This window comes from Flavobacterium inviolabile (assembly GCF_013389455.1).
GTDB lineage: Bacteria > Bacteroidota > Bacteroidia > Flavobacteriales > Flavobacteriaceae > Flavobacterium > Flavobacterium inviolabile.
The window spans coordinates 1,774,439-1,794,787 of the sequence record NZ_CP058278.1 but is presented as its reverse complement, the minus strand read 5'-3'; the positions used below and the strand labels follow the sequence as shown (position 1 = coordinate 1,794,787).

18 protein-coding genes and 1 tRNA gene are annotated in these 20,349 nt (G+C 39.3%); 11 read left to right on the top strand and 8 right to left on the bottom strand.

What is annotated here, in order from left to right; all coding sequences use genetic code 11:
- Nucleotides 1-2: 2 nt before the first annotated feature.
- The 4 genes from HW120_RS07920 to HW120_RS07905 all read right to left on the bottom strand — a co-directional run bounded on the left by HW120_RS07920 (nucleotide 3) and on the right by HW120_RS07905 (nucleotide 4,162).
- Nucleotides 3-1,307, bottom strand: coding sequence for an ABC transporter permease (locus tag HW120_RS07920; protein WP_177732959.1), 1,305 nt, complete (start codon nucleotides 1,305-1,307; stop codon nucleotides 3-5).
- The gene (locus HW120_RS07915; protein WP_177732957.1) at nucleotides 1,307-2,230 is read right to left on the bottom strand and encodes an ABC transporter ATP-binding protein; all 924 of its coding nucleotides are present in this window, start codon (nucleotides 2,228-2,230) and stop codon (nucleotides 1,307-1,309) included. Before HW120_RS07915 ends, HW120_RS07920 begins: the two co-directional genes overlap by 1 nt.
- A gap of 162 nt (nucleotides 2,231-2,392) precedes the next feature.
- Nucleotides 2,393-3,520, bottom strand: a complete 1,128-nt coding sequence (gene dnaJ, locus HW120_RS07910; RefSeq protein WP_177732956.1) for a molecular chaperone DnaJ — start codon at nucleotides 3,518-3,520, stop codon at nucleotides 2,393-2,395.
- Between the two features lie 99 nt (nucleotides 3,521-3,619).
- On the bottom strand, nucleotides 3,620-4,162 hold the full coding sequence (locus HW120_RS07905; RefSeq protein ID WP_394353040.1) for a nucleotide exchange factor GrpE: 543 nt from the start codon (nucleotides 4,160-4,162) through the stop codon (nucleotides 3,620-3,622).
- 319 nt (nucleotides 4,163-4,481) lie between these two features.
- Here HW120_RS07905 and HW120_RS07900 point away from each other — a divergent pair, with 319 nt between their 5' ends.
- The gene (locus HW120_RS07900) at nucleotides 4,482-5,147 is read left to right on the top strand and encodes a YceI family protein (RefSeq protein WP_177732952.1); all 666 of its coding nucleotides are present in this window, start codon (nucleotides 4,482-4,484) and stop codon (nucleotides 5,145-5,147) included.
- A 74-nt stretch (nucleotides 5,148-5,221) separates the two neighbouring features.
- Here HW120_RS07900 and HW120_RS07895 read toward each other — a convergent pair whose 3' ends face one another.
- Together HW120_RS07895 and HW120_RS07890 are read right to left on the bottom strand one after the other, a co-directional pair.
- Nucleotides 5,222-6,124, bottom strand: a complete 903-nt coding sequence (locus tag HW120_RS07895) for a TIGR01777 family oxidoreductase (RefSeq protein WP_177732950.1) — start codon at nucleotides 6,122-6,124, stop codon at nucleotides 5,222-5,224.
- A 161-nt stretch (nucleotides 6,125-6,285) separates the two neighbouring features.
- A complete protein-coding gene (locus HW120_RS07890; protein ID WP_177732948.1) occupies nucleotides 6,286-6,738 on the bottom strand; it encodes a DUF4442 domain-containing protein in 453 nt (150 codons plus the stop codon).
- A 209-nt stretch (nucleotides 6,739-6,947) separates the two neighbouring features.
- Between HW120_RS07890 and HW120_RS07885 the strand changes: the two genes are divergently transcribed.
- From HW120_RS07885 to HW120_RS07855, 7 genes are all read left to right on the top strand, one after another.
- Nucleotides 6,948-7,400: a DUF4870 domain-containing protein gene (locus HW120_RS07885; RefSeq protein ID WP_177732946.1), complete on the top strand. Its 453-nt coding sequence runs from the start codon at nucleotides 6,948-6,950 to the stop codon at nucleotides 7,398-7,400.
- Between the two features lie 69 nt (nucleotides 7,401-7,469).
- A complete protein-coding gene (locus tag HW120_RS07880) occupies nucleotides 7,470-7,799 on the top strand; it encodes a PadR family transcriptional regulator (protein ID WP_177732944.1) in 330 nt (109 codons plus the stop codon).
- A 5-nt stretch (nucleotides 7,800-7,804) separates the two neighbouring features.
- The gene (locus HW120_RS07875; protein ID WP_177732942.1) at nucleotides 7,805-9,544 is read left to right on the top strand and encodes a PspC domain-containing protein; all 1,740 of its coding nucleotides are present in this window, start codon (nucleotides 7,805-7,807) and stop codon (nucleotides 9,542-9,544) included.
- 118 nt (nucleotides 9,545-9,662) lie between these two features.
- The gene (locus HW120_RS07870; RefSeq protein WP_177732940.1) at nucleotides 9,663-10,406 is read left to right on the top strand and encodes a head GIN domain-containing protein; all 744 of its coding nucleotides are present in this window, start codon (nucleotides 9,663-9,665) and stop codon (nucleotides 10,404-10,406) included.
- A 175-nt stretch (nucleotides 10,407-10,581) separates the two neighbouring features.
- Nucleotides 10,582-11,454, top strand: coding sequence for an ABC transporter ATP-binding protein (locus tag HW120_RS07865; protein WP_177732938.1), 873 nt, complete (start codon nucleotides 10,582-10,584; stop codon nucleotides 11,452-11,454).
- A gap of 29 nt (nucleotides 11,455-11,483) precedes the next feature.
- Complete coding sequence (locus HW120_RS07860) at nucleotides 11,484-15,068, top strand: ABC transporter permease/M1 family aminopeptidase (protein WP_177732935.1); 3,585 nt, start codon at nucleotides 11,484-11,486, stop codon at nucleotides 15,066-15,068.
- A gap of 77 nt (nucleotides 15,069-15,145) precedes the next feature.
- A complete protein-coding gene (locus HW120_RS07855) occupies nucleotides 15,146-15,979 on the top strand; it encodes a GIN domain-containing protein (RefSeq protein ID WP_177732932.1) in 834 nt (277 codons plus the stop codon).
- A gap of 49 nt (nucleotides 15,980-16,028) precedes the next feature.
- Here HW120_RS07855 and trxB read toward each other — a convergent pair whose 3' ends face one another.
- On the bottom strand, nucleotides 16,029-16,976 hold the full coding sequence (trxB, locus tag HW120_RS07850) for a thioredoxin-disulfide reductase (RefSeq protein ID WP_177732930.1): 948 nt from the start codon (nucleotides 16,974-16,976) through the stop codon (nucleotides 16,029-16,031).
- A 168-nt stretch (nucleotides 16,977-17,144) separates the two neighbouring features.
- Between trxB and HW120_RS07845 the strand changes: the two genes are divergently transcribed.
- Nucleotides 17,145-17,219: transfer RNA gene (locus HW120_RS07845), tRNA-Pro, on the top strand.
- Nucleotides 17,220-17,299: 80 nt separating this feature from the next.
- Nucleotides 17,300-18,525, top strand: a protein-coding gene (locus HW120_RS07840) for an IS3 family transposase (protein ID WP_394353016.1) whose coding sequence is annotated in 2 segments (ribosomal slippage) — nucleotides 17,300-17,648 and nucleotides 17,648-18,525 — 1,227 coding nt in all. Because the reading frame shifts where the segments join, the coding sequence is not laid out codon by codon here.
- A gap of 62 nt (nucleotides 18,526-18,587) precedes the next feature.
- Here HW120_RS07840 and HW120_RS07835 read toward each other — a convergent pair.
- Nucleotides 18,588-18,986: a winged helix-turn-helix transcriptional regulator gene (locus HW120_RS07835; RefSeq protein ID WP_177732928.1), complete on the bottom strand. Its 399-nt coding sequence runs from the start codon at nucleotides 18,984-18,986 to the stop codon at nucleotides 18,588-18,590.
- Between the two features lie 212 nt (nucleotides 18,987-19,198).
- On the opposite strand from HW120_RS07835, the gene HW120_RS07830 reads away from it, so the two are divergent.
- The gene (locus HW120_RS07830) at nucleotides 19,199-20,050 is read left to right on the top strand and encodes an SDR family oxidoreductase (RefSeq protein WP_177732926.1); all 852 of its coding nucleotides are present in this window, start codon (nucleotides 19,199-19,201) and stop codon (nucleotides 20,048-20,050) included.
- The last annotated feature ends 299 nt before the right edge of the window (nucleotides 20,051-20,349 follow it).

Below are 20,349 nucleotides of genomic sequence, written 5' to 3'. Positions count from 1 at the left end.
GTTTAATATTTTAACCATTTGAATAATTCTTTCCAGGTTGGTTTTTTACCGTACATCAGGATTCCGACTCTGTAGATTTTTGATGCAAACCACACCACTAACAGGAATGTTCCGAACAGCAATGCTATGGAAAGTACCAATTGCCACCAAGGCACGCCAAACGGAATCCGCATCAGCATAACTATTGGTGAGGTTAACGGTATAATGGAGAAAACCGTTGCAACGGTTCCGTGCGGATCGTTCATCACCGTGAAAAAACCAACATAAACCCCTAACATCATCGGCATCAGAATAGGCAGTAAAAATTGCTGCGAATCGGTTTCGCTATCTACTGCAGCGCCGATTGCCGCATAAAGGGAGCTGTATAAAAAGTAACCGCCAATAAAGTAGATTACAAAACAGCTTACCAGTGTTCCCAAAGGAAGGTTGAAAATTTCTCTGATATATGCCTGGATCGTTCCACCCATTTCCTGTTGTGCTGCATTCAGCATTTCCGGATCCACAGTTGCCTGCGTACCGGTCTGGATGCCAAAGAATGAGGAAACCCCAACCAGCAGGATCACTCCCACTATCGCCCATATTGCAAACTGCAGAATACCGGCCAGCGAGTTCCCGATGATTTTACCCATCATCAGCTGGAAAGGTTTTACAGACGATATAATAATTTCGATAATACGGTTTGTCTTTTCTTCAATAACGCTGCGCATTACAAAGTTTCCGTAGATGATAATGAACATCATAATCAGGTAACCAAAAGCACCGCCAATAACAACTTTCATGATATTCAGCCATTTAAAACGCTCTTCTCCATTAAAGCTGGTTAAATGGATGTTGGCATTTGTTTTGGCTTTTTCAATTTTATCATAGTCAAAACCCAGCGCTTTCAGGTTTCCTCTTGTCAGCTGATTATCGATAACCTTTTCTACCTCGACAATGAAATCCATATTCGGACTGTCGTCGGAAATGTATTCTACTTTGTTCAGCAATTCTTTCGGATCGGCCACTTTCGGAACGTAGATCATTCCTTCATAATTTTTACTGGCGGTATCCTTAGCGGTTTTCAGCGGCATAGCCGACAGGTCAACGTAGGTTATTTTTTTGGTATTCTTAAAATCCTGTTTTAAAATTCCGGCTTCATCATGAATGGCGATTTTTTTCACTTCATCATCATTCATACTCGCCAGATAGCCGATTAAGAATGACATCCCGACAATTAATAACGGACTCAGGAACGTCATTACAATGAATGACTTATTACGCACTTTGGCGATAAATTCTCTCTTTATAATTAAGGCTAAAACACTCATTATTTCTGACTTACTGTTTGAATAAAAATATCGTTCACACTTGGAATTTTTTCCACAAAATGGGTTACCTGCCCGTTTTGCGTCAGTATGTTTAAAAGCGCATTAGGCGTCTGATTTCCGATTTGCACTTCCAGTTTCAACTCGTCGTTTAACGATTTAAAGTTTGTTTGCTGCAGCGTAAACTGCTGCGTTAGCTCATACATTAAGCGTTCTACATTGTCTGACAATACGCCCACTTCGAAAGAATTGGTTCTGTGTTCTTTTTTAACATCCACCAGTTTGCCTTCAATCAGTTTGTTGGATTTGTGGATCAGCGCAATATCGTCACACATTTCTTCCACGCTTTCCATACGGTGGGTCGAAAAGATAATGGTAGCCCCTTTTTTCTTTAATTCTAATATTTCGTCTTTGATAAGGTTGGCATTTACCGGGTCAAATCCCGAAAACGGTTCATCAAAAATCAACAGTTTTGGCTGGTGCAATACCGTTACCACAAACTGGATTTTTTGTGCCATCCCTTTAGAAAGTTCCTGGATTTTCTTATTCCACCATCCCTGGATCTCTAATTTTTCAAACCAGTATTGCAGCTGTTTTTTCGCTTCTTCTTTTGACAATCCTTTCAATTGCGCCAGGTACAAGGCCTGTTCTCCCACTTTCATGGTTTTATACAGTCCTCTTTCTTCCGGCATATAGCCGATATGCTGTACGTGATGCGGCGACAGTTTTTCACCGTCAAGGATCACCTCTCCGCTATCCGGCAGTGTAATCTGGTTTATAATACGAATCAGGGATGTTTTTCCGGCTCCGTTAGGGCCTAAAAGTCCGTAGATACTTCCTTTGGGTACTTGTAAGGAAACATTATTTAATGCAGTATAATCACCATATTGTTTTACTACATTTTTAACCTCTAAGATTGAACTCATTTGTTAGAATAGATTTTTGTAAAAGTAATAAATTAGACACGCACTGGCTCCAATTGTTACAAAAAACCCACCCTCGATTTTCGCAAGGATGGGAAAAATTGCTATGAAAAAGAATTCACCAGCCTTAACTAGTGATTCTCAAAAGTATAACTTTTATAATCATTATGAAAACATGTCTTTAACTTTTTCAAAAAATGATTTGTCTGATTTCTCAGGATTTGGAATAAAATTCTCGTCATCCACCATCTTTTCAAAGAACTGTTTTTGTTCTTTGTTTAGTGTTTTTGGCGTCCATACGTTAACGTGAACCAGTAAGTCACCACTTCCGTAGCTGTTTAGACTTGGTATTCCTTTTCCTTTGAGACGTAATATTTTTCCGGACTGAATTCCTTCTTCCAGTTTGATACGAACTTTACCGTTTACGGCTTCTATATCTTTGGAAGTCCCTAAGGCTGCTTCCGCAAAACTGATATACAGGTCATAATGTAAATTTTCGCCTTCACGCTTTAGTTTTTCGTGCTCTACTTCTTCAATGGCAACAATTAAATCACCCGGTACGCTGTTTGCTCCCGGAGCATCGTTCCCTTTTCCGGCTACTTTTAACTGCATGCCATCCACAACACCTGCCGGGATTTTGATTGATACGGTTTCGTCTTCCAAAATCATTCCCTGAGCATCTGCCTGCGAAGGTTTGCTGTCAATAATCTGACCGGTACCGCTACAGGTATGACACGGAGAAGCAGTTTGCATTCTTCCTAAAATCGTATTGGTAATTTTGGTTACCTGACCCGATCCGTGACAGGTTGGACAGGTTTTATAAGTAACGCCCTGAGCCTGAACTTTTCTTTTTACTTTTACTTTTTTCTCAACACCGTTCGCAATTTCTTCCAAAGTTAATTTTACTTTAATACGCAAATTGCTTCCTTTCATACGACGCTGACCACCGCCACCGCCGAATCCGCCACCGAATCCACTGAATCCGCCGCCAAAAGCGCTTCCGAAAATATCTCCGAACTGGCTGAAAATATCATCCATATTCATGTGGCCGCCGCCAAATCCTCCTGCACCGTCAAAGGCTGCATGACCATACTGGTCATAACGTGCTTTTTTGTCAGGATCACTCAGCACTTCATAAGCTTCGGCTGCTACTTTGAATTTTTCTTCCGCTTCTTTATCTCCCGGATTCTTATCAGGATGATATTCAATAGCTTTTTTACGGTAAGCTTTTTTGATCTGCTCTGCCGTAGCGCTTTTATCTATTCCTAATATTTCGTAAAAATCTTTTTTCATAAACTGATTACGTTCGTAAATATCAAATCACAAAAAGCAAATCGCTGTCGGTAGTCCCTCTTTCGGCTTGCTTTTTGTAATTCTATTGCTATTCTTTTATTATTGTCCTACCACTACTTTAGGGAATCGGATAATCTTATCCCCAAGTTTATACCCTTTTTCAATTACATCCACTATTTTACCTTTCAGGTCTTCTGAAGGTGCCGGGATTAATGTAATTGCCTCAGCGAAGTCTGCATTAAAAGCATCACCTGCTTTTACTGCTACTTCCTCAAGTCCTTTAGCTACTAAAGTGGATTTTAATTTTTCATAAATCAAACTCACGCCTTTCATCAGGTTTTCATCACCCAATGTTTTTGCAATTTCCGGCAAGGCTCTGTCAAAATCGTCCACTACCGGCAGCATTGCCTGCAATACTTCCTGATTGGCCGTTTTAAACAATTCCAAACGTTCTTTTGAAGTACGCTTTTTATAATTTTCAAATTCCGCAAACAATCTCAGGAATTTGTCTTTTTCTTTGGCTACTTCTTCCTGTAACTGCTCCTCAACGGTAAGTTCCGGCTGAGGAATTGCTTGGTTTTCTGAAACATTATCTCCTTGTAATTGCTCTTTTTCTATGTTTTCAGTATTTTCCTGGCTCATATTTTTAAATATTTTCTTGAACATTATGCTATAATCGTGTCATTTTCGGATTGCAAAAGTATTGCCAAATATTTAAAAATGTCAATTTGTCACCTACTATTTTCATTTTCCATTGTTTAAGGCAGTATAAGTGGCCGTTTTTTCAGGCCGGATCTGGCGTAATTCCTGCTTCCGGCAGCCTTTATAAAAAATGTAAAAGCGACTCAAAAACGATAAAAAAGTATGCTTTCATAGTATTTTATAAAAGAAATTTAATATAATTTTAAGAAGTTTTCAATTTGATTTCGATAAGTTTGTGGAAACTAAAAAATTAATTTCTATGAAAAAAGGCATTTTAAGTTTATTGGTTTTGGCAACATTATCTGTTGTTTCCTGTAAAAAAGACAAGGCTAATGAAGCAGAAATAAAAGAAACTGTTGAGGCACCGGTAACTTCAAACGAAGCCGTAAAGTTTAATGTTGACGCGAAAGCTTCTACTATAAACTGGGTAGCAACCAAACCAACAGGAAAGCACACCGGAACCATCGCTTTGAAAAATGGTGAATTGTATGCCAAAGACGGCGTTATCGAAACCGGTAAGTTTTTCATCGACATGACTTCCATTACTGTAACCGATTTAAAAGGTGATGACAAAGCATCACTGGAAGGACATTTAAAAGGTCTTGGAAAAGAAAGCGATGTTGATCATTTCTTCAATACAAAAAAATACCCTGAAGGTGTTTTCGAGATTACAAAAGTAACCGACGAAGCCGGCAAGAAAATGATAGAAGGTAACTTAACCTTAAAAGATATTACCAAAAGCGTTAAGTTCCCTGCAACCGTTACGGTTGACGATAAAGGCATCAGTATTGACAGTGATTCTTTTACCATTAACAGAACATTATGGAATGTAAATTATGGCTCTAAATCTGTTTTTGACAATTTAGGTGACAAATTTATCAATGACGATATCGAACTAAAAGTTAGCGTAAAAGCAACAAAATAATTTATTACTTCATCTTACTTACGATTATAATTCCACTAAAGTGCTGAAAATTTCAGCACTTTTTTTGTTTCCGGCTATAACAGATTGTCCAGTGCCTTATCCAGATTTTTGTATTTGAACTGAAAGCCGTTATCCAAAACTTTCTGTGCACTCACCTTTTGGCTTTCAAACAGCAAAAGATGCATTTCACCCAGCAGCAGTTTCATTAACAAACGCGGCGTATTGGGCAGCACGATATCTTTTTGAAGGGCTTTTGCTATCGCCTTCATCAATTCGTTATTGGTAACCGGATTGGGCGCCACAGCATTATACACACCGCTCCAGTTGTTCTGAACCGCGAAATAGATCATGTCTGCCAGATCGTGTATATGTATCCAGGAAAAATATTGTTTGCCGGAGCCGAAACCGGAACCGATTCCCATTTTTACCGGCCTTACCATACTGGGTAAAGCACCACCCTGGCCGGACAATACCAGACCGAAACGCAGCTTACAGACCGCAATATCCAGTCTTTTGAATTGTTCTGCCGCTTCTTCCCATTTCAGGACCACATTACCCAGAAAAGTATCGCTCACCGCTTTTTCCTCTTCGCCATATACCGCCGTTAGACTATCCGGGTATATCCCGACAGCCGAAGCACTGATGATCTGTTTAACCTGATTGGGATTGTTTTTAAGTGCCTTATACAGCACATTAGCCGATAGGATCCGGCTTTCGATAATTTCTTCTTTATAGGAACTTGTCCAGCGTTTGGATATCGAGGCTCCAGCCAGATGGATAATGACATCCACACCCAGCAGGCAGTTTTCATCGATTAGCCCCTGTTCCGGGTTCCAGAAAAACCCCTGATACAACGCTTCTCCTTCAATTTTCTTTTTGGAAGTGGTAAGATAATGAATCGCTACACCGTTTTGTAACAGCAACGAAACCAATTCTTTCCCTACTAAACCGGTAGCTCCTGTAATTAAAACTTTCATATTTCCTCTTTCTTTTTACTGATTATAAAATGATTCGAGCCCGCTTTCAAAACTGCTTCATCCATTTCATTTTCAGCTTTTTATTACAAATTTATATGCAATAAGAATAATATGAAAGCTATTTAAGTTAGGTTTAACTTTATAAAATCAGCAGCAGAATCCTACTTGATTCTCACACTCCATTCAAAATCCATTTCAGAAACCTGATCCCCTTTTTCATCGGTTCCGATCGATTTCATCCAGAAGGTCTGCCCTTCACCGGTAGCAACCGTTTGCTTAATCGCTTCTTCAATTAAATGACCGTCATTGCACACAAAAGTTATTCTCCCTTTTGCCTTTTTGGAAAAGTTCCCTTTATTATTCGCCACCAGCATGGATATTTTTTTGCCGCTTTGCTGTATCTGGTACATCACCAATGCACCTGTTGTCAATTCGGCCGCCATGGCCTGAACCGCAAAATACATCGAGTTAAAAGGATTCTGGTTAATCCAGCGATGCTTTACCGAAACCAGACAGGAAGCAGCCGAGATCTTTTTAACCCTGACACCACTCCAAAATGCCGATGGTAATTTAAAGAATAAAAAGGTATTTAATTTTGACGGGGTAAATTCCATAGCTGTTGTTTTTTCTATAAAAATACAAAAAATACTATGCAATCATACAAAATTTAAAAATGTTAAATAAAAGTTAAATTAATGTACTATGCATTGCAAGATACTTTCTTTTAGCCATATATTTGCATAAGAAAATAATAGCTAATCAATAGTATTATTTGAAATCATCATCAATCAATCATCCATCATCAATCAAAAAACGAACTATTATGACAACAACTAATGAAAAGAACACCGCTACAATATTACACTTGAGTACTTTAACTCAGTATTTTATTCCGTTTGGCAATTATTTCTTCCCTATTTTAATATGGGCCTTAAAAAAAGACAAATCGGATTTTGTAGACTATAATGGAAAACAAACATTGAATTTCCAATTGAGCATGTTATTATATTCACTGGTTTTATTATTAATTGCTGTTCCGATACTTATTTATGTAGTATTTAAAAATGTATCCTTCAGCAGCTTTGAAAACGGTGACTTTATAATGGATCACATTTCAACCGGGAACATAACCGGGATCGTTATCATCGCAGTAGCAGCGGCGATTTTATTCGGGGTATTAAAAGTAGTGGAATTTTTCCTTGTCATTTATGCCGCTGTAAAAAGCAGCAACGGACAACGCTACCACTACCCGTTAGCCATTAATTTTTTAAAATAAAAATACAATCATCAATCACATCAATCATCAATCAAAAAATGAACAGTTTAATCCAAAAAAAGAAATTCTATGAACATTGAGAACACCAAAGCTCAGATGCGTAAAGGAATTCTGGAGTTTTGCATCCTTTCGGTAATAAAAGAAAAAGATGCCTATACTTCTGAAATTCTGGACACTCTAAAAAACGCAAAACTCTTAGTAGTTGAAGGAACAGTATATCCGTTGCTGACACGATTAAAAAATGACGGTCTTCTTAATTATCGTTGGGAAGAATCCACTTCCGGTCCGCCGAGAAAGTATTACAGTCTGACAGAGGAAGGACAAGAATTTTTAAAAGAATTGAATAATACCTGGACAGAATTATCTGATGCAGTAAACATTATAACTAGCCAAAACTAATAGTCATGAACAAAACAGTAAGTATAAATTTAGGAGGTTTTTTCTTTTATATGGATGAAGACGCCTATCAGAAATTAAACCGCTACTTCGATGCTATTAAGCGCTCGCTTTCTCCGGATGGCAGAGATGAAATCATGAATGACATTGAAAGTAGAGTTGCCGAACTTTTATCTGAAAAACTTTCAAGTGAGAAACAGGTTGTAGGCTTAACCGAAATTGATCAGGTAATCACTGTAATGGGACAACCTGAGGATTACAGAATTGAAGATGACGCTAACGAATCCAATACAACTTATACGGCCTATAACAGTACGTCCGGTTCCAAAAAACTATACCGTGACAAAGAAAAAGGATTATTAGGTGGTGTAGCGGCAGGTTTTGGCCACTATTTGGGAATTGATCCGCTTTGGCTGCGAATCCTGTTAATCGTATTGGTTTTCGCCGGATTCGGAACCGGTATCGTTGCCTATATCATTCTATGGATTTTAATCCCGGAAGCCAAAACAACTTCTGAGAAATTAGAAATGACCGGTGAACCGATCACAATCTCAAATATCGAAAAGAAGGTTCGTGAAGGTTTTGGCGAGATTTCCGAAAAAATCAACAATCTGGATCATCAGAAAATAGCCGATAATGCCAAAACCGGAGCCACGAAAGTAGCAACAACCATTGAAGATGTTTTCATGACGATCTTTAGAGTTTTTGCCAAAGCCATTGGCGCTTTCATTGTGCTTTTCTCATTCATGAGTTTAATCGGGGTTGCTATTGCTTCCATAATGATGATCTTTACGGCAACAATGCCGGATACACCCTGGTTTAGTTATATGAACGCTTCAAACTATACCGATCTGCCGATGTGGTTTTTAGGCATCCTGATGCTGCTGGCTATTGGTATACCGCTTTTCTTCTTCTTCTTATTGGGATTAAAGATTTTAGTGAACAATTTGAAATCCATCGGAAGTATTGCGAAATTTACCTTGCTAGGTGTTTGGATCATCTCGATAGTGGTGTTCATCTATGTAGGAATCCGTCAGGCAACCGAAGTGGGCTTTGAAGGTAAAGTTGTTCAAAAAGAAAACTTAGCTATTGCTGCAAACGATACCTTAAATATCAAAATGCGTTTTAATGATTATTTCTCTAAAACAGCCGACAGTAATACCGACTTCCGTTTTGTACAGGATTCTGCTCAGAATGATGTGATCTATTCGAACAACATTGAGATCCATATCTTAAAGACTTCGGAAGAACCGTATATGCAGATTGAAAAAATATCGGAAGGAAAATCACTTTCTGATGCCAGACAAAGAGCTGAAAAAATAAAATATAATTTTGAAAATCAAGGAAATACTTTAATTTTAGATAATTATTTATTAACCGGTATGGCTAATAAATACCGTCACCAGAAAGTCCTTATTTATCTTTATCTTCCGGAAGGTGCCATTATCCACCCTTCAGAAAATGTAGACAATTATCTGGAAAACCATTATTCAAACTATTATTTAAACGAGGACAGTGACCAGTATTATTACAGAATAGAAAAAGAAGAATTAAAATGCCTGAACTGCCCGCCGGAAGAAAACAGCGAGGAATCAGATGAAGAAAACCCGGACAGCACTTCTACCTCAACGACGGTAACCATTAACGGAAAAGGCGTTCAGATCAAAGAAGCTTCTAAAAAAGAAGTGACCAAAAGTGTTGAAGGTGTTGAGATTAAAGACAACAAAATAATTATCAATACAAAATAACGAATAACTACCTGAAAGGACAGCTATCCCGAAATGCAATTGCTGCGGATAGCTTTCTTTTCACAAAACAAATCAGGAATACCGGAATGAATCATTAATCAATCAAAAAACAAATGTCATGGTCAAATTAGTCATTCACATCACCAAAGTAATCGTAGCAGCCATAGTTGCTTTACTTTTCAGTTCCTGTAACAACTTCTCCATCAGCGGACTTAACAAAGTTGAAGGCAATGGTAATGTCGTTACTAAAACAAGAAATGTTCCGTCCAATTTCACTGCCATATCTGCCAGCCGCGGATTAGAAGTGATCCTTGAACAGAGTCCGGATACAAAAGTTACGGTAGAAGCTGATGAAAACCTGCAAAGCCACATTAAAACAGAAGTTGTAAACGGCGAATTACGAATAACTTCCGATGCCAATATCAAAAATGAAAAAGCGAAAAAAGTATATGTAAGCCTTCCGAAATTAGATTCTTTTGAAGCTTCAAGCGGTTCTTCCGTGAGCAGTAAAAATGTACTGAAAAATAATGCGATGGCTTTTTCTTCCAGCAGCGGCAGCCGGATTGTCATTAAAGTGGAAGCCGAAACCGTTAGCTGTGAAAGCAGTAGCGGCAGCAGTATCAAAATCAGCGGAAAAGCCTCCCGTTTAGACTCTGACTCTTCCAGCGGAAGCAGTATCGATGCCAAAGCACTGGCTGTAAAAGATGCCGTAGCCGAATCCTCAAGCGGCAGCAGCATTACGTTAAATACCTCACAGAGTTTAACGGCAGAAGCATCCAGCGGAAGTTCTGTAAACTATATCGGAACCCCAAACAACCTTATTAAAAAATTAAGTTCAGGAGGCAGTATTTCCCAGGAATAAGCCACATCCTAAATAGCTAAAGACATCTCTGCTTCAGGGATGTTTTTTTTTACCCTTTCCTCAGAATAATTACATTTTCTAAATAAAAAAATACATATTAACTTACATAAGTGTAACAAAAAAGTTAAAATCAAGTCCTATCCTTATACACTCAATCAAAAAACAATATATCATTATGGAATTAGTTATTAAAGATTTAGACAAAAAATACAGCAATGGTGTACATGCCTTAAATAATGTTTCATTAACCATCAAAAAAGGAATGTTCGGATTACTGGGCCCTAACGGTGCCGGGAAATCTTCCTTAATGCGAACACTCGCTACTTTACAGGATGTCGACAGCGGTTCGGTTACCTTAGGCGACATCGACGTACTGAACGACAAACAATCGGTTCGTAAAGTATTGGGCTACCTGCCGCAGGAGTTTGGCGTTTATCCCAGAACTTCCGCTGTAGAATTATTAGATCACCTTGCCCTATTGAAGGGCTTTAGCAATAAATCCGACCGTAAGGAAATCGTTGAACAATTATTAGTGAACGTAAACCTTTGGGATCACCGCAAAAATGCCGTGAGCAGCTATAGCGGCGGTATGCGCCAGCGTTTTGGAATCGCACAGTGCCTGATCGGTAATCCGCAGCTGGTTATTGTTGACGAACCAACAGCCGGACTGGATCCGGGAGAAAGAAACCGTTTTTACAACATCCTGAGTGAAATTGGAGAAAACACCATCGTTATCCTTTCCACACACATTGTACAGGACGTACGGGAATTGTGTACCCAGATGGCGATCATGAACAAAGGCCAGGTGCTGTTTAGCGGTGATACCGATGATGCCTTATTGGAGATCAGAGGAAAAGTATGGGAACGCAAAATCGCCAAACATACGTTACAGGATTATCAGAATGAGTACAAAGTAATCTCGAACAAATTAGTGGGCGGTCAGCCCCTTATCCACATATTTTCCGAAACAACACCGGGTGACGGTTTTGTTGCAGCCGAAGAGAATCTTGAAGATGTATTTTTTGCAAAATTAAACGAGCTTGTCTAACTGCCTAACCGAAACTAAACAGTAAAATTATGTGGAAATTTATACGATACGAATTAAAATACTGGCTTAAATCGCCAATGACCTGGATCTTTCTTTTTATCAATACACTATTGGTATTTTTTGCCATTGCATCAGACAATGTCAGTATTGGCGGCGGTGTAGGGAATGTTTTAAAGAATTCTCCTTTTGTTATCCAGAACTATTATGCGGTAATGTCTACCATCTGTTTACTAATGACAACAGCCTTTATGAATGCCACTGCAAACAGGGATTTTCAATACGGCATGCACCAGTTTGTTTTCTCTTCTCCGATTCAGAAAAGGGATTATTATTTTGGAAAATTCATCGGGGCAACCCTTGTTTCCCTTATTCCGATGCTTGGAGTTTCCATCGGGGCTTTATTGGCTCCGCCACTGGCACAGGTATTCGACATGAGTCCGCCGGAACGTTTCGGTGCCATTATCTGGGACGGACACCTTCAGGGCTTATTAGTCTTCGGAATTCCGAATGTTATCATCTCCGGAGTATTGCTATACGGACTGGCTATTATTTTCAGAAGCAATATCATTTCTTTTATAGGCGCCATGCTGATCCTGGTGTTCTACGGGGTTTCACAAGGTTATACCAGAGATATTCAAAAAGAATGGCTGGCAAACATCCTGGATCCGTTTGGTACGCAGCCTTTTGGCATCATGACCAAATACATGACCGTTGCCGAGAAAAACCTTCATGCCATAGGACTTGAAGGCGATGTTTTAATAAACCGTTTGATCTGGCTGGGAATAAGTCTTGCGATACTGTTTGTTATCTATTTCCGTTTTTCATTCAATACCAAAAAGGAAAAACCTAAAAAAGAAAAGGAAAAAACAGCTAATGAGCTGTCAAAATTAAATCCGAGTTTTATTCTTAAAACACCGGAAACATTCCGGTTTTCAATGGGCAGCTTCTGGAAACTGACGGTATTCGAGTTAAAAGCGATCATTAAAAACCCGACTTTTATCATCATTGTTGTAATTGGTCTTGCGAACCTGGTAGCAGGTCTGACGAGCTTTACAAGCCTGTATGGGGTAAAACAATACCCGGTGACCTATGATGTGGTTGATACTATTTCCGGTTCATTCGATATTTTTGTTATCGGTTTTATTACGTTCTATACCGGCGTTTTGGTGTGGAAAGAACGCGATGCCAAAATTAACGAAATACAGGATGCTACTCCTGTAAAAACGGGTTTCCTGTTTTCTTCAAAACTGTTAGCCATCACTCTTTCGCTTGCGCTGGTGCTGTGCTGTACTATTGTTATCGGGATCATTGCCCAAACCTTCCAGGGGTATTACAAATACGAACCGGGTGTATATATCAAGTCTTTATTAGTCCTGAAATTATCCCGTTTTACCTTTATGATTGTACTGTCTCTTTTCTTCCACTACCTGATTAACAACCGTTATATTGCTTATTTTGCTTTTGTGGCTTTTGTAGTCGTAAACAGTTTTATCTGGGGCCTACTGGAGATTGACAGCAACATGTTATCGTTTGGGGCAACACCGGATATTAAATACTCTGACATGAATGGCTACGGACCTTTTATTCCTTCTATAACATGGTTTCGTATTTACTGGACATTGTTCTGCCTTATTTTATGCTTTGTCATTACTGCTTTTTACATTCGCGGCAAAGAATCACAATTCAAATACCGCTGGAAAAAGGCCAAAGTTTCTTTTAGCGAAAGCAAACTGCCGCTTTCACTAAGCATACTCGCGTTCCTGCTTTGCGGTGGTTTTGTGTATTACAACACCCAGGTCCTGAACACTTACGATTCTTCCAAACAAATGGAAAACAAACAGGTGGCCTACGAAAAGAAATACAAAAAATTCGAACACCTTATCCAGCCGCGTTTTTACAAATTTGATTACAACATCGACCTTATGCCGAAAGAACGCAGCATGTCGGCAAAAGTAGAAGCCTGGGCCAAAAACAAATCGAATATACCAATTAAAGAACTGCATTTTACAATGCCGGAACTAACGGACAGCATTACCATAAGCATTCCGGGAGCGAAATTAAAAGTAAAGGATACCGATTTGAGCTACCGGATTTATACGCTGGAAAAACCATTGGCTCCGAATGATTCGATAAAAATCAGTATTGCGTTGTCTAAAATCACCAAAGGTTTTGAAAACGAAGTGAGCTTTACCCAGCTAACGCAAAACGGAACGTTCTTTAACAACAGCGATTTCATGCCTACTTTCGGCTACAATAACGGTTATGAGATTTCCGATAAAAACAAACGTGTCAAACTGAAACTTCCGAAACGCAACAGAATGCCGAAACTAAACGAATCGGATCTGGTGGCCAGAGGCAATACATACATCAGCAACGATTCGGACTGGGTTGAAGTAACCACTACTTTAAGCACCGAACCGGATCAGATTGCCATTGCACCGGGTACCTTATTAAAAAGCTGGGACGCAAACGGCAGAAAATATTTCCGTTACAAACTGGACAAACAGTCTTTAAATTTCTATTCCTTTATTTCTGCCCGATACCAGGTGGCCCGCGAAAAATGGAACGGTATCGATTTAGAAGTTTACTATGACAAGCAACATGCCTATAATGTTCCGAACATGATGAAGAGCATGAAAAAATCACTGGAATACTACACGCAAAACTTTGGTCCGTATTACCACAAACAATGCCGCATCATTGAATTCCCGCGATATGCCAGTTTTGCACAGGCATTTCCGGGTACGATGCCTTATAGTGAAGGAATTGGTTTTATTGTTGACCTTAGAGAAGTTACCAAAGACGACATTGACCAGGTATTCTATGTAGTTGCACACGAAATGGGACACCAATACTGGGCACACCAGGTTTGTGGAGCTAACATGCAGGGAAGCGAAATGATGAGCGAAGGATTCTCGCAGTATTCGGCTTTAATGGTGATGGAAAAAGAATATGGAAAAGACAAAATGAAGAAATTCCTGAAATATGAAATGGACCGTTATTTAAGCGGCAGAAGTTCCGAATTTGAAGCAGAACGTCCTTTGATGAAAACAGAAAGCCAGCAGTATATTCATTACAACAAAGCCAGTGTGGTGATGTACTACCTAAAGGAAATGGTGGGTGAGCAAAATGTAAATACAGCTTTAGCCAACCTGATTAAATCCTATGCCTATAAAAATCCGCCTTACCCGACTTCCATCAATGCGGTTAACGAATTCCGGAAAGTAACACCGGACAGTTTAAAATACCTGATTCGTGATATGTTTGAAAACATTACTTTATTTTCAAATAGGGTGACCGAAGCTAAGTATAAAAAACTGGGCGCAGAATATGAAGTGACCTTTAAAACGTCTTCCGAAAAATTCCGTTCGGATTCCTTAGGTATTGAAACAAAAATGCCGATAGCCGATTATATCGACGTGGCTGTTTTTGCCAAACCGGAAGGAGAAGCCACCACCGGAAAAGTGCTGGCCTACAAACGCTATAAGATTACCAAAAAAGATAACACCTTCACATTCAAAACAAAAGAAATACCTGCACAGGCCGGTATTGATCCTTACAATTATCTGATAGACCGTATACCGGATGATAATATCAAATCAGTAACCGAATAACTTCCGAATATCCGTTTCAAAACATTTAGAAACGGATATTTTTTTGCCTAAATTTGCGCTTCAAATATTTATAGTTCATGAAAAAAACGATTTTATTATTTGCCCTACTGCTTACTACTGCCTTTTCTTTTGCTCAGAAAAAAGAAAAACTAAAAGGTTCTAAAATTGTAACGGTTACCCAAAAAGACGTTGATAAATTTGAAAGCCTGGAATTCGAAGACAATCTTGAAGTATTCCTTGTAAAAGGCGACAAACAGGCTTTGGAAATTGAAGCCGATGACAACCTGCACGAAGCGATTAAAGCCGAAATGTACGGCAGTACTTTACGGGTATATACCGATAAAGACATCACCAATGCTAAAAAACTAAGCGTTCGCGTTACCTATACCGACAATCTTAAAATGATTTCTGCTAAAAATGAAACCAAGTTAAATGCCCTGGCAGATTTGCAGCTGGATAATGTGACCGTTAAGAATTTTGATTATTCCAAGTCATACCTGAATGTAAAGTCTTCTGTTTTTGCGCTGATCATGAATGACAAAAGTAAAGCAGAGCTAAACATTAAAGCAGAATCGGCAACGATTGAATTAAGCAAAAATGCCGAATTAAAAGCTTTAATTGCCGCAGCAGAATCTAAAATTGACCTGTACCAGAAAGCTACCGCCACATTGGAAGGTGATTCCGGTATCTCTAAAATAAGACTGGACAATAATGCTGTTTTAAATGCTAAAAAATTCGCTGTTACCGATATGGAGCTAATCAGTGAATCGTATACCAGCAGTTATGTAAATGCTTTAAAAACGATCAGTATTTTTGCCACAGGAAAATCGGAAATACAACTATTCGGAACGCCTAAGGTAGACATGAAAAACTTTGCCGATAACGCGACATTATACAAGAAATTACAATAACAAAAAAGCCTCGGAAATCCGGGGCTTTTTTATGCTTTATTGGGAGTATTTACTCTTGAGAAGCCAAATATCTTTCGGCATCAAGTGCCGCCATACAACCTGTTCCGGCAGCAGTGATTGCCTGACGGTACACGTGATCAGCAGCATCACCGGCAACAAAAACTCCCGGTACGCTGGTTTTGGACGTTCCCGGCTCGTTGATGATGTAACCCGTTTCGTCCAACTGGATATATTCTTTAAAGATTTCCGTGTTCGGCTGATGACCAATCGCTACGAAGAACCCTGTAACCGGAATTTCTTTTAATTCTCCGGTTGTTCTGTTTTTAACACGAACAGCCGTTACCACCTGTCCGTCTCCGATTACCTCATCCGTTTCCGTATTCAACAGGATTTCGATATTTTCCGTTTTACGAACCCTGTCTTCCATGATTTTGGAAGCTCTGAATTTCTCGCTTCTCACTAACATGGTCACTTTTTTACATAACTTGGAAAGATAGTGTGCTTCTTCACAGGCACTGTCACCTGCTCCAACGATAATTACTTCCTGGTTTCTGTAGAAGAATCCGTCGCAAACAGCGCAGGCAGAAACACCGCCTCCTAATTGTAAATATTTTTGTTCTGATGGCAATCCTAAATATTTTGCAGAAGCTCCGGTACTGATAATTACCGTTTCACAGTGAATTTCTTTGGTATCGTTAATCCACACTTTGTGAACAGGTCCGGAAAAATCAACTTTGGTAGCCCAGCCGTCACGAACATCTGTTCCAAAACGTTTTGCCTGCTCCTGTAACTGCACCATCATTTCCGGTCCGGTTACTCCATCCGGATAGCCCGGAAAGTTTTCTACTTCATTCGTTGTTGTTAATTGTCCGCCGGGTTGTGTCCCTTGGTATAAAACAGGATTCATGTTTGCTCTGGCTGCATAAATAGCTGCAGTATATCCTGCAGGTCCCGAACCGATAATCAAACATTTTACTCTTTCGATGGTATCTGACATAATTCTTTGCTTTATTTTTTTTAGATAGCAAATGTAAGTTTTAATTAAAAAAGTTTTACACAAAACAGATTAGTTTTAACTATTCTAAAATAAAAATGATTTATTTCAAAAAAAGATTTTGGAAATTAAAATTAAGTTCTATATTTGCACCCACAATTACAGAACACACGGGGTGTAGCGTAGCCCGGTCATCGCGCCTGGTTTGGGACCAGGAGGTCGCAGGTTCGAATCCTGCCACCCCGACGAAAAGCTCTAACGAAAGTTAGGGCTTTTTTTTGTTTACTGTCCCGTCCTGAAATAAGTTGACACAAAATCGACTTATTATGAAAGACACAACAACAACGCGAGTTAAGCGTACTCAAAAGGATTATAATATGGCTTTTAAATTAGCTGTAGTTTCCCGAGTTGAACAAGGCGAAATGACCTATAAACAGGCTCAAACTGTTTACGGTATCCAAGGCAGAAGTACTGTTTTGGTTTGGCTGCGAAAATATGGTAACTTAGACTGGAGTAAACCAAATCTGTTATTTATGTCTAAATCTAAAGAAACCCCGGCTCAGATTATTAAACGATTAGAGAAAGAACTGGCAGGTGAGAAACTTCGAAATAAGATTCTCAATACGATGATCGACATTTCTGATAGTCAGTACGGAACCCAGATCCGAAAAAAGTTTTCTCCCAAACCATCTTCCGACTCCGGGAAGGAGCAGGAATAAGTTTGTCCAAAAGTTGCCGATTGTTTGGGATAAGTAGGCAAGCTATATATCAGGAACAAAAAAGAATCCTCGATCGGGAATCTGAGTTACTCAAAGTAAAGCATCTGGTTCTTTCTTTGCGATTGGAAATGCCACGTATAGGGACACGTAAACTATATTACCTACTTTCGAAGCAATTTGATCAACAGGGTGTAAAGATAGGTCGTGATGCCTTATTTGGTTATCTAAGAAGGGAGAAGTTACTTGTTAAACCAATGAAGAGTTACACTAAAACTACCTATTCTAAACATTGGCTACACAAGTACGAAAATCTTTTGAAAGAGTGTGAGATTAAACGTCCTGAACAGGTATATGTAAGCGACATCACTTATGTCAAATCATCCCGGAAAACCCATTATCTGTCTTTAGTTACTGATGCTTATAGCAGAAAAATAATGGGGTATAAGCTGAGTGATGATATGAGTTCTGAAAATGTGGTACAGGCATTAAAAATGGCTATACAGAATAGGAAATCAACATTACCCCTGATACATCACTCCGATAGAGGATTACAATATTGTTCTAAAATTTATCAGGAAGTATTAGCTAAAAACGGTATTACACCCTCTATGACTGACGGATATGATTGTTATCAAAATGCTTTAGCTGAAAGAATAAACGGAATTTTAAAAAACGAATTCTTGTTTTATAAATGCAAAGATGGTCAGACTTTAGGAAAGCTTATAAAAACAGCGATAGAAACGTATAATGCTAAAAGACCTCATTTGAGTTTAATGATGAAAACGCCTAATTTTATACATGAAAAAACCAGCCAGGTAAACCTGACTGGTTAATATATTTTTATTCTAAAATCTGTCAACCTATTTTAGGACGACTCATACAGAAAAAATTCCTTCTAATCAGCCGGTAAACACTCCGGTGCCGCTCCTAAATCCTCCATTACATATCCTTTATCAAAAAGTTTTTTACGGTGGTTCAGTCCCCAGTCCTTTAAAGCGAAGATAATCGGATTCAGGGTAGCCGCATAAGGTTCCGGCCGGTAAACAATCTTCACCGGATAATCGTCTATTACGGTCCTTTTGATCAGCTGATGCTGTTCGAGTTCTTTAAGTTCTTTAGCCAGGACTTTGGGTGTAATTCCCGGAATACTGTCCTGTATATCCGTAAAGCGTTCATTACCCACCGCTACCGATATGATGATCGACAATTTCCATTTACCATTTAAAACCTCCAGTGCGTCCCGAACGGGTTTTACCGTTTCCAGACAGCTCGAATGTACTTTTTTTACCGCCATTTTTTTGTGTACTATTACTTCACTTTCCTTTGGGAAAGGACTATACAAAGGAAAGTAAAACTATCTTAATTTGCAACCGCATTTCAAATGCTGCTTTCAGGCATCTGAACGATGTTATGCACAGACAGTAATTTGATTTTAAACACAAAAAGGATTCCGGCCGGTCATCCTGAAACAGTAAAAAATGAATTAAGGACAACAAAAAAAGCAAAATGAAAAAAGTAATTGTAATTACAGGCTCCAGTACCGGCTTCGGTGCCTTAATGGTGCGTACTTTCGATAAAGAGGGTCATACCGTAATCGCTACGATGCGCAATGTCACGGGCAGCAATGCGGAACATGCCAAAACATTGGGAGCTTTACCCAACACAACCGTGATCGATATGGATGTAACGGATGATACCGCTGTGAACCGTGCCATCGCTGCAATATATGCCCAACATAACCGGATCGATGTACTGATCAACAATGCGGGAATCTATGGCGGCGGTGTGCTGGAATCCTATTCGGTACCACAGGTCCAAAAACTATTTGACGTGAACGTCTGGGGAGTGCTCAGGGTAAACAATGCGGTACTGCCTGCTATGCGTGCGGCAAAGGATGGCCTTATCATCACCGTTTCCAGTCAGGTTGGCCGTATTTCGCTTCCGTTGCAGTCTGCCTATAACGCCAGTAAATTTGCATTGGAAGGGTTTATAGAAGGTGCCTATACGGAGTTAATCGGACAGGGAGTAGAAGCTGTACTCCTGGAACCCGGAGGTTTCCTGACCGAAATTATCAGTAAGGTACATGTAAACGGGGACCGTGAAGGTATTCAGGAATCATACGGACCCGCACTAACGGAGGTACAGCAAAATATCCGGCAGGCATTTGGAAAACTTTTCACCGAATTCGCACCAAACCCGCAACTCATCGCAGATGCCGCGCTGCGCCTTGTTAACACCGAAAAAGGAAAAAGACCACTACGCACCCCTGTTGATCCTCTTTCAAAAGGCATAGATGTTGAATACAACCACATAACCGAAGAAATTAAAAAAAGGTGGATGCATGCCTATGGTATCTAAATAATCATCCTATTCCCTTGCTGATATCAACCGTAAAGATTCAAAGAACAGCCCCTGATGTTTACATTATTAAGACGCTTTCCTTAACAACATTCCGGAGGCTCTAAAAATCCTACAGAAAACAATTCAAAACTGGTCCCAACAGGACAACAAAAGCCGCTGAAAATTCAGCGGCTTTTGCTTTTCAGGTATTTTTGACAACATTTAAATCCAATTCTCTATTAACTGATACTTCCTTCCGGTTTCAACCCATTAACTTCCAGACTATAAAATAGTTACATTCACCATCAATATTACAA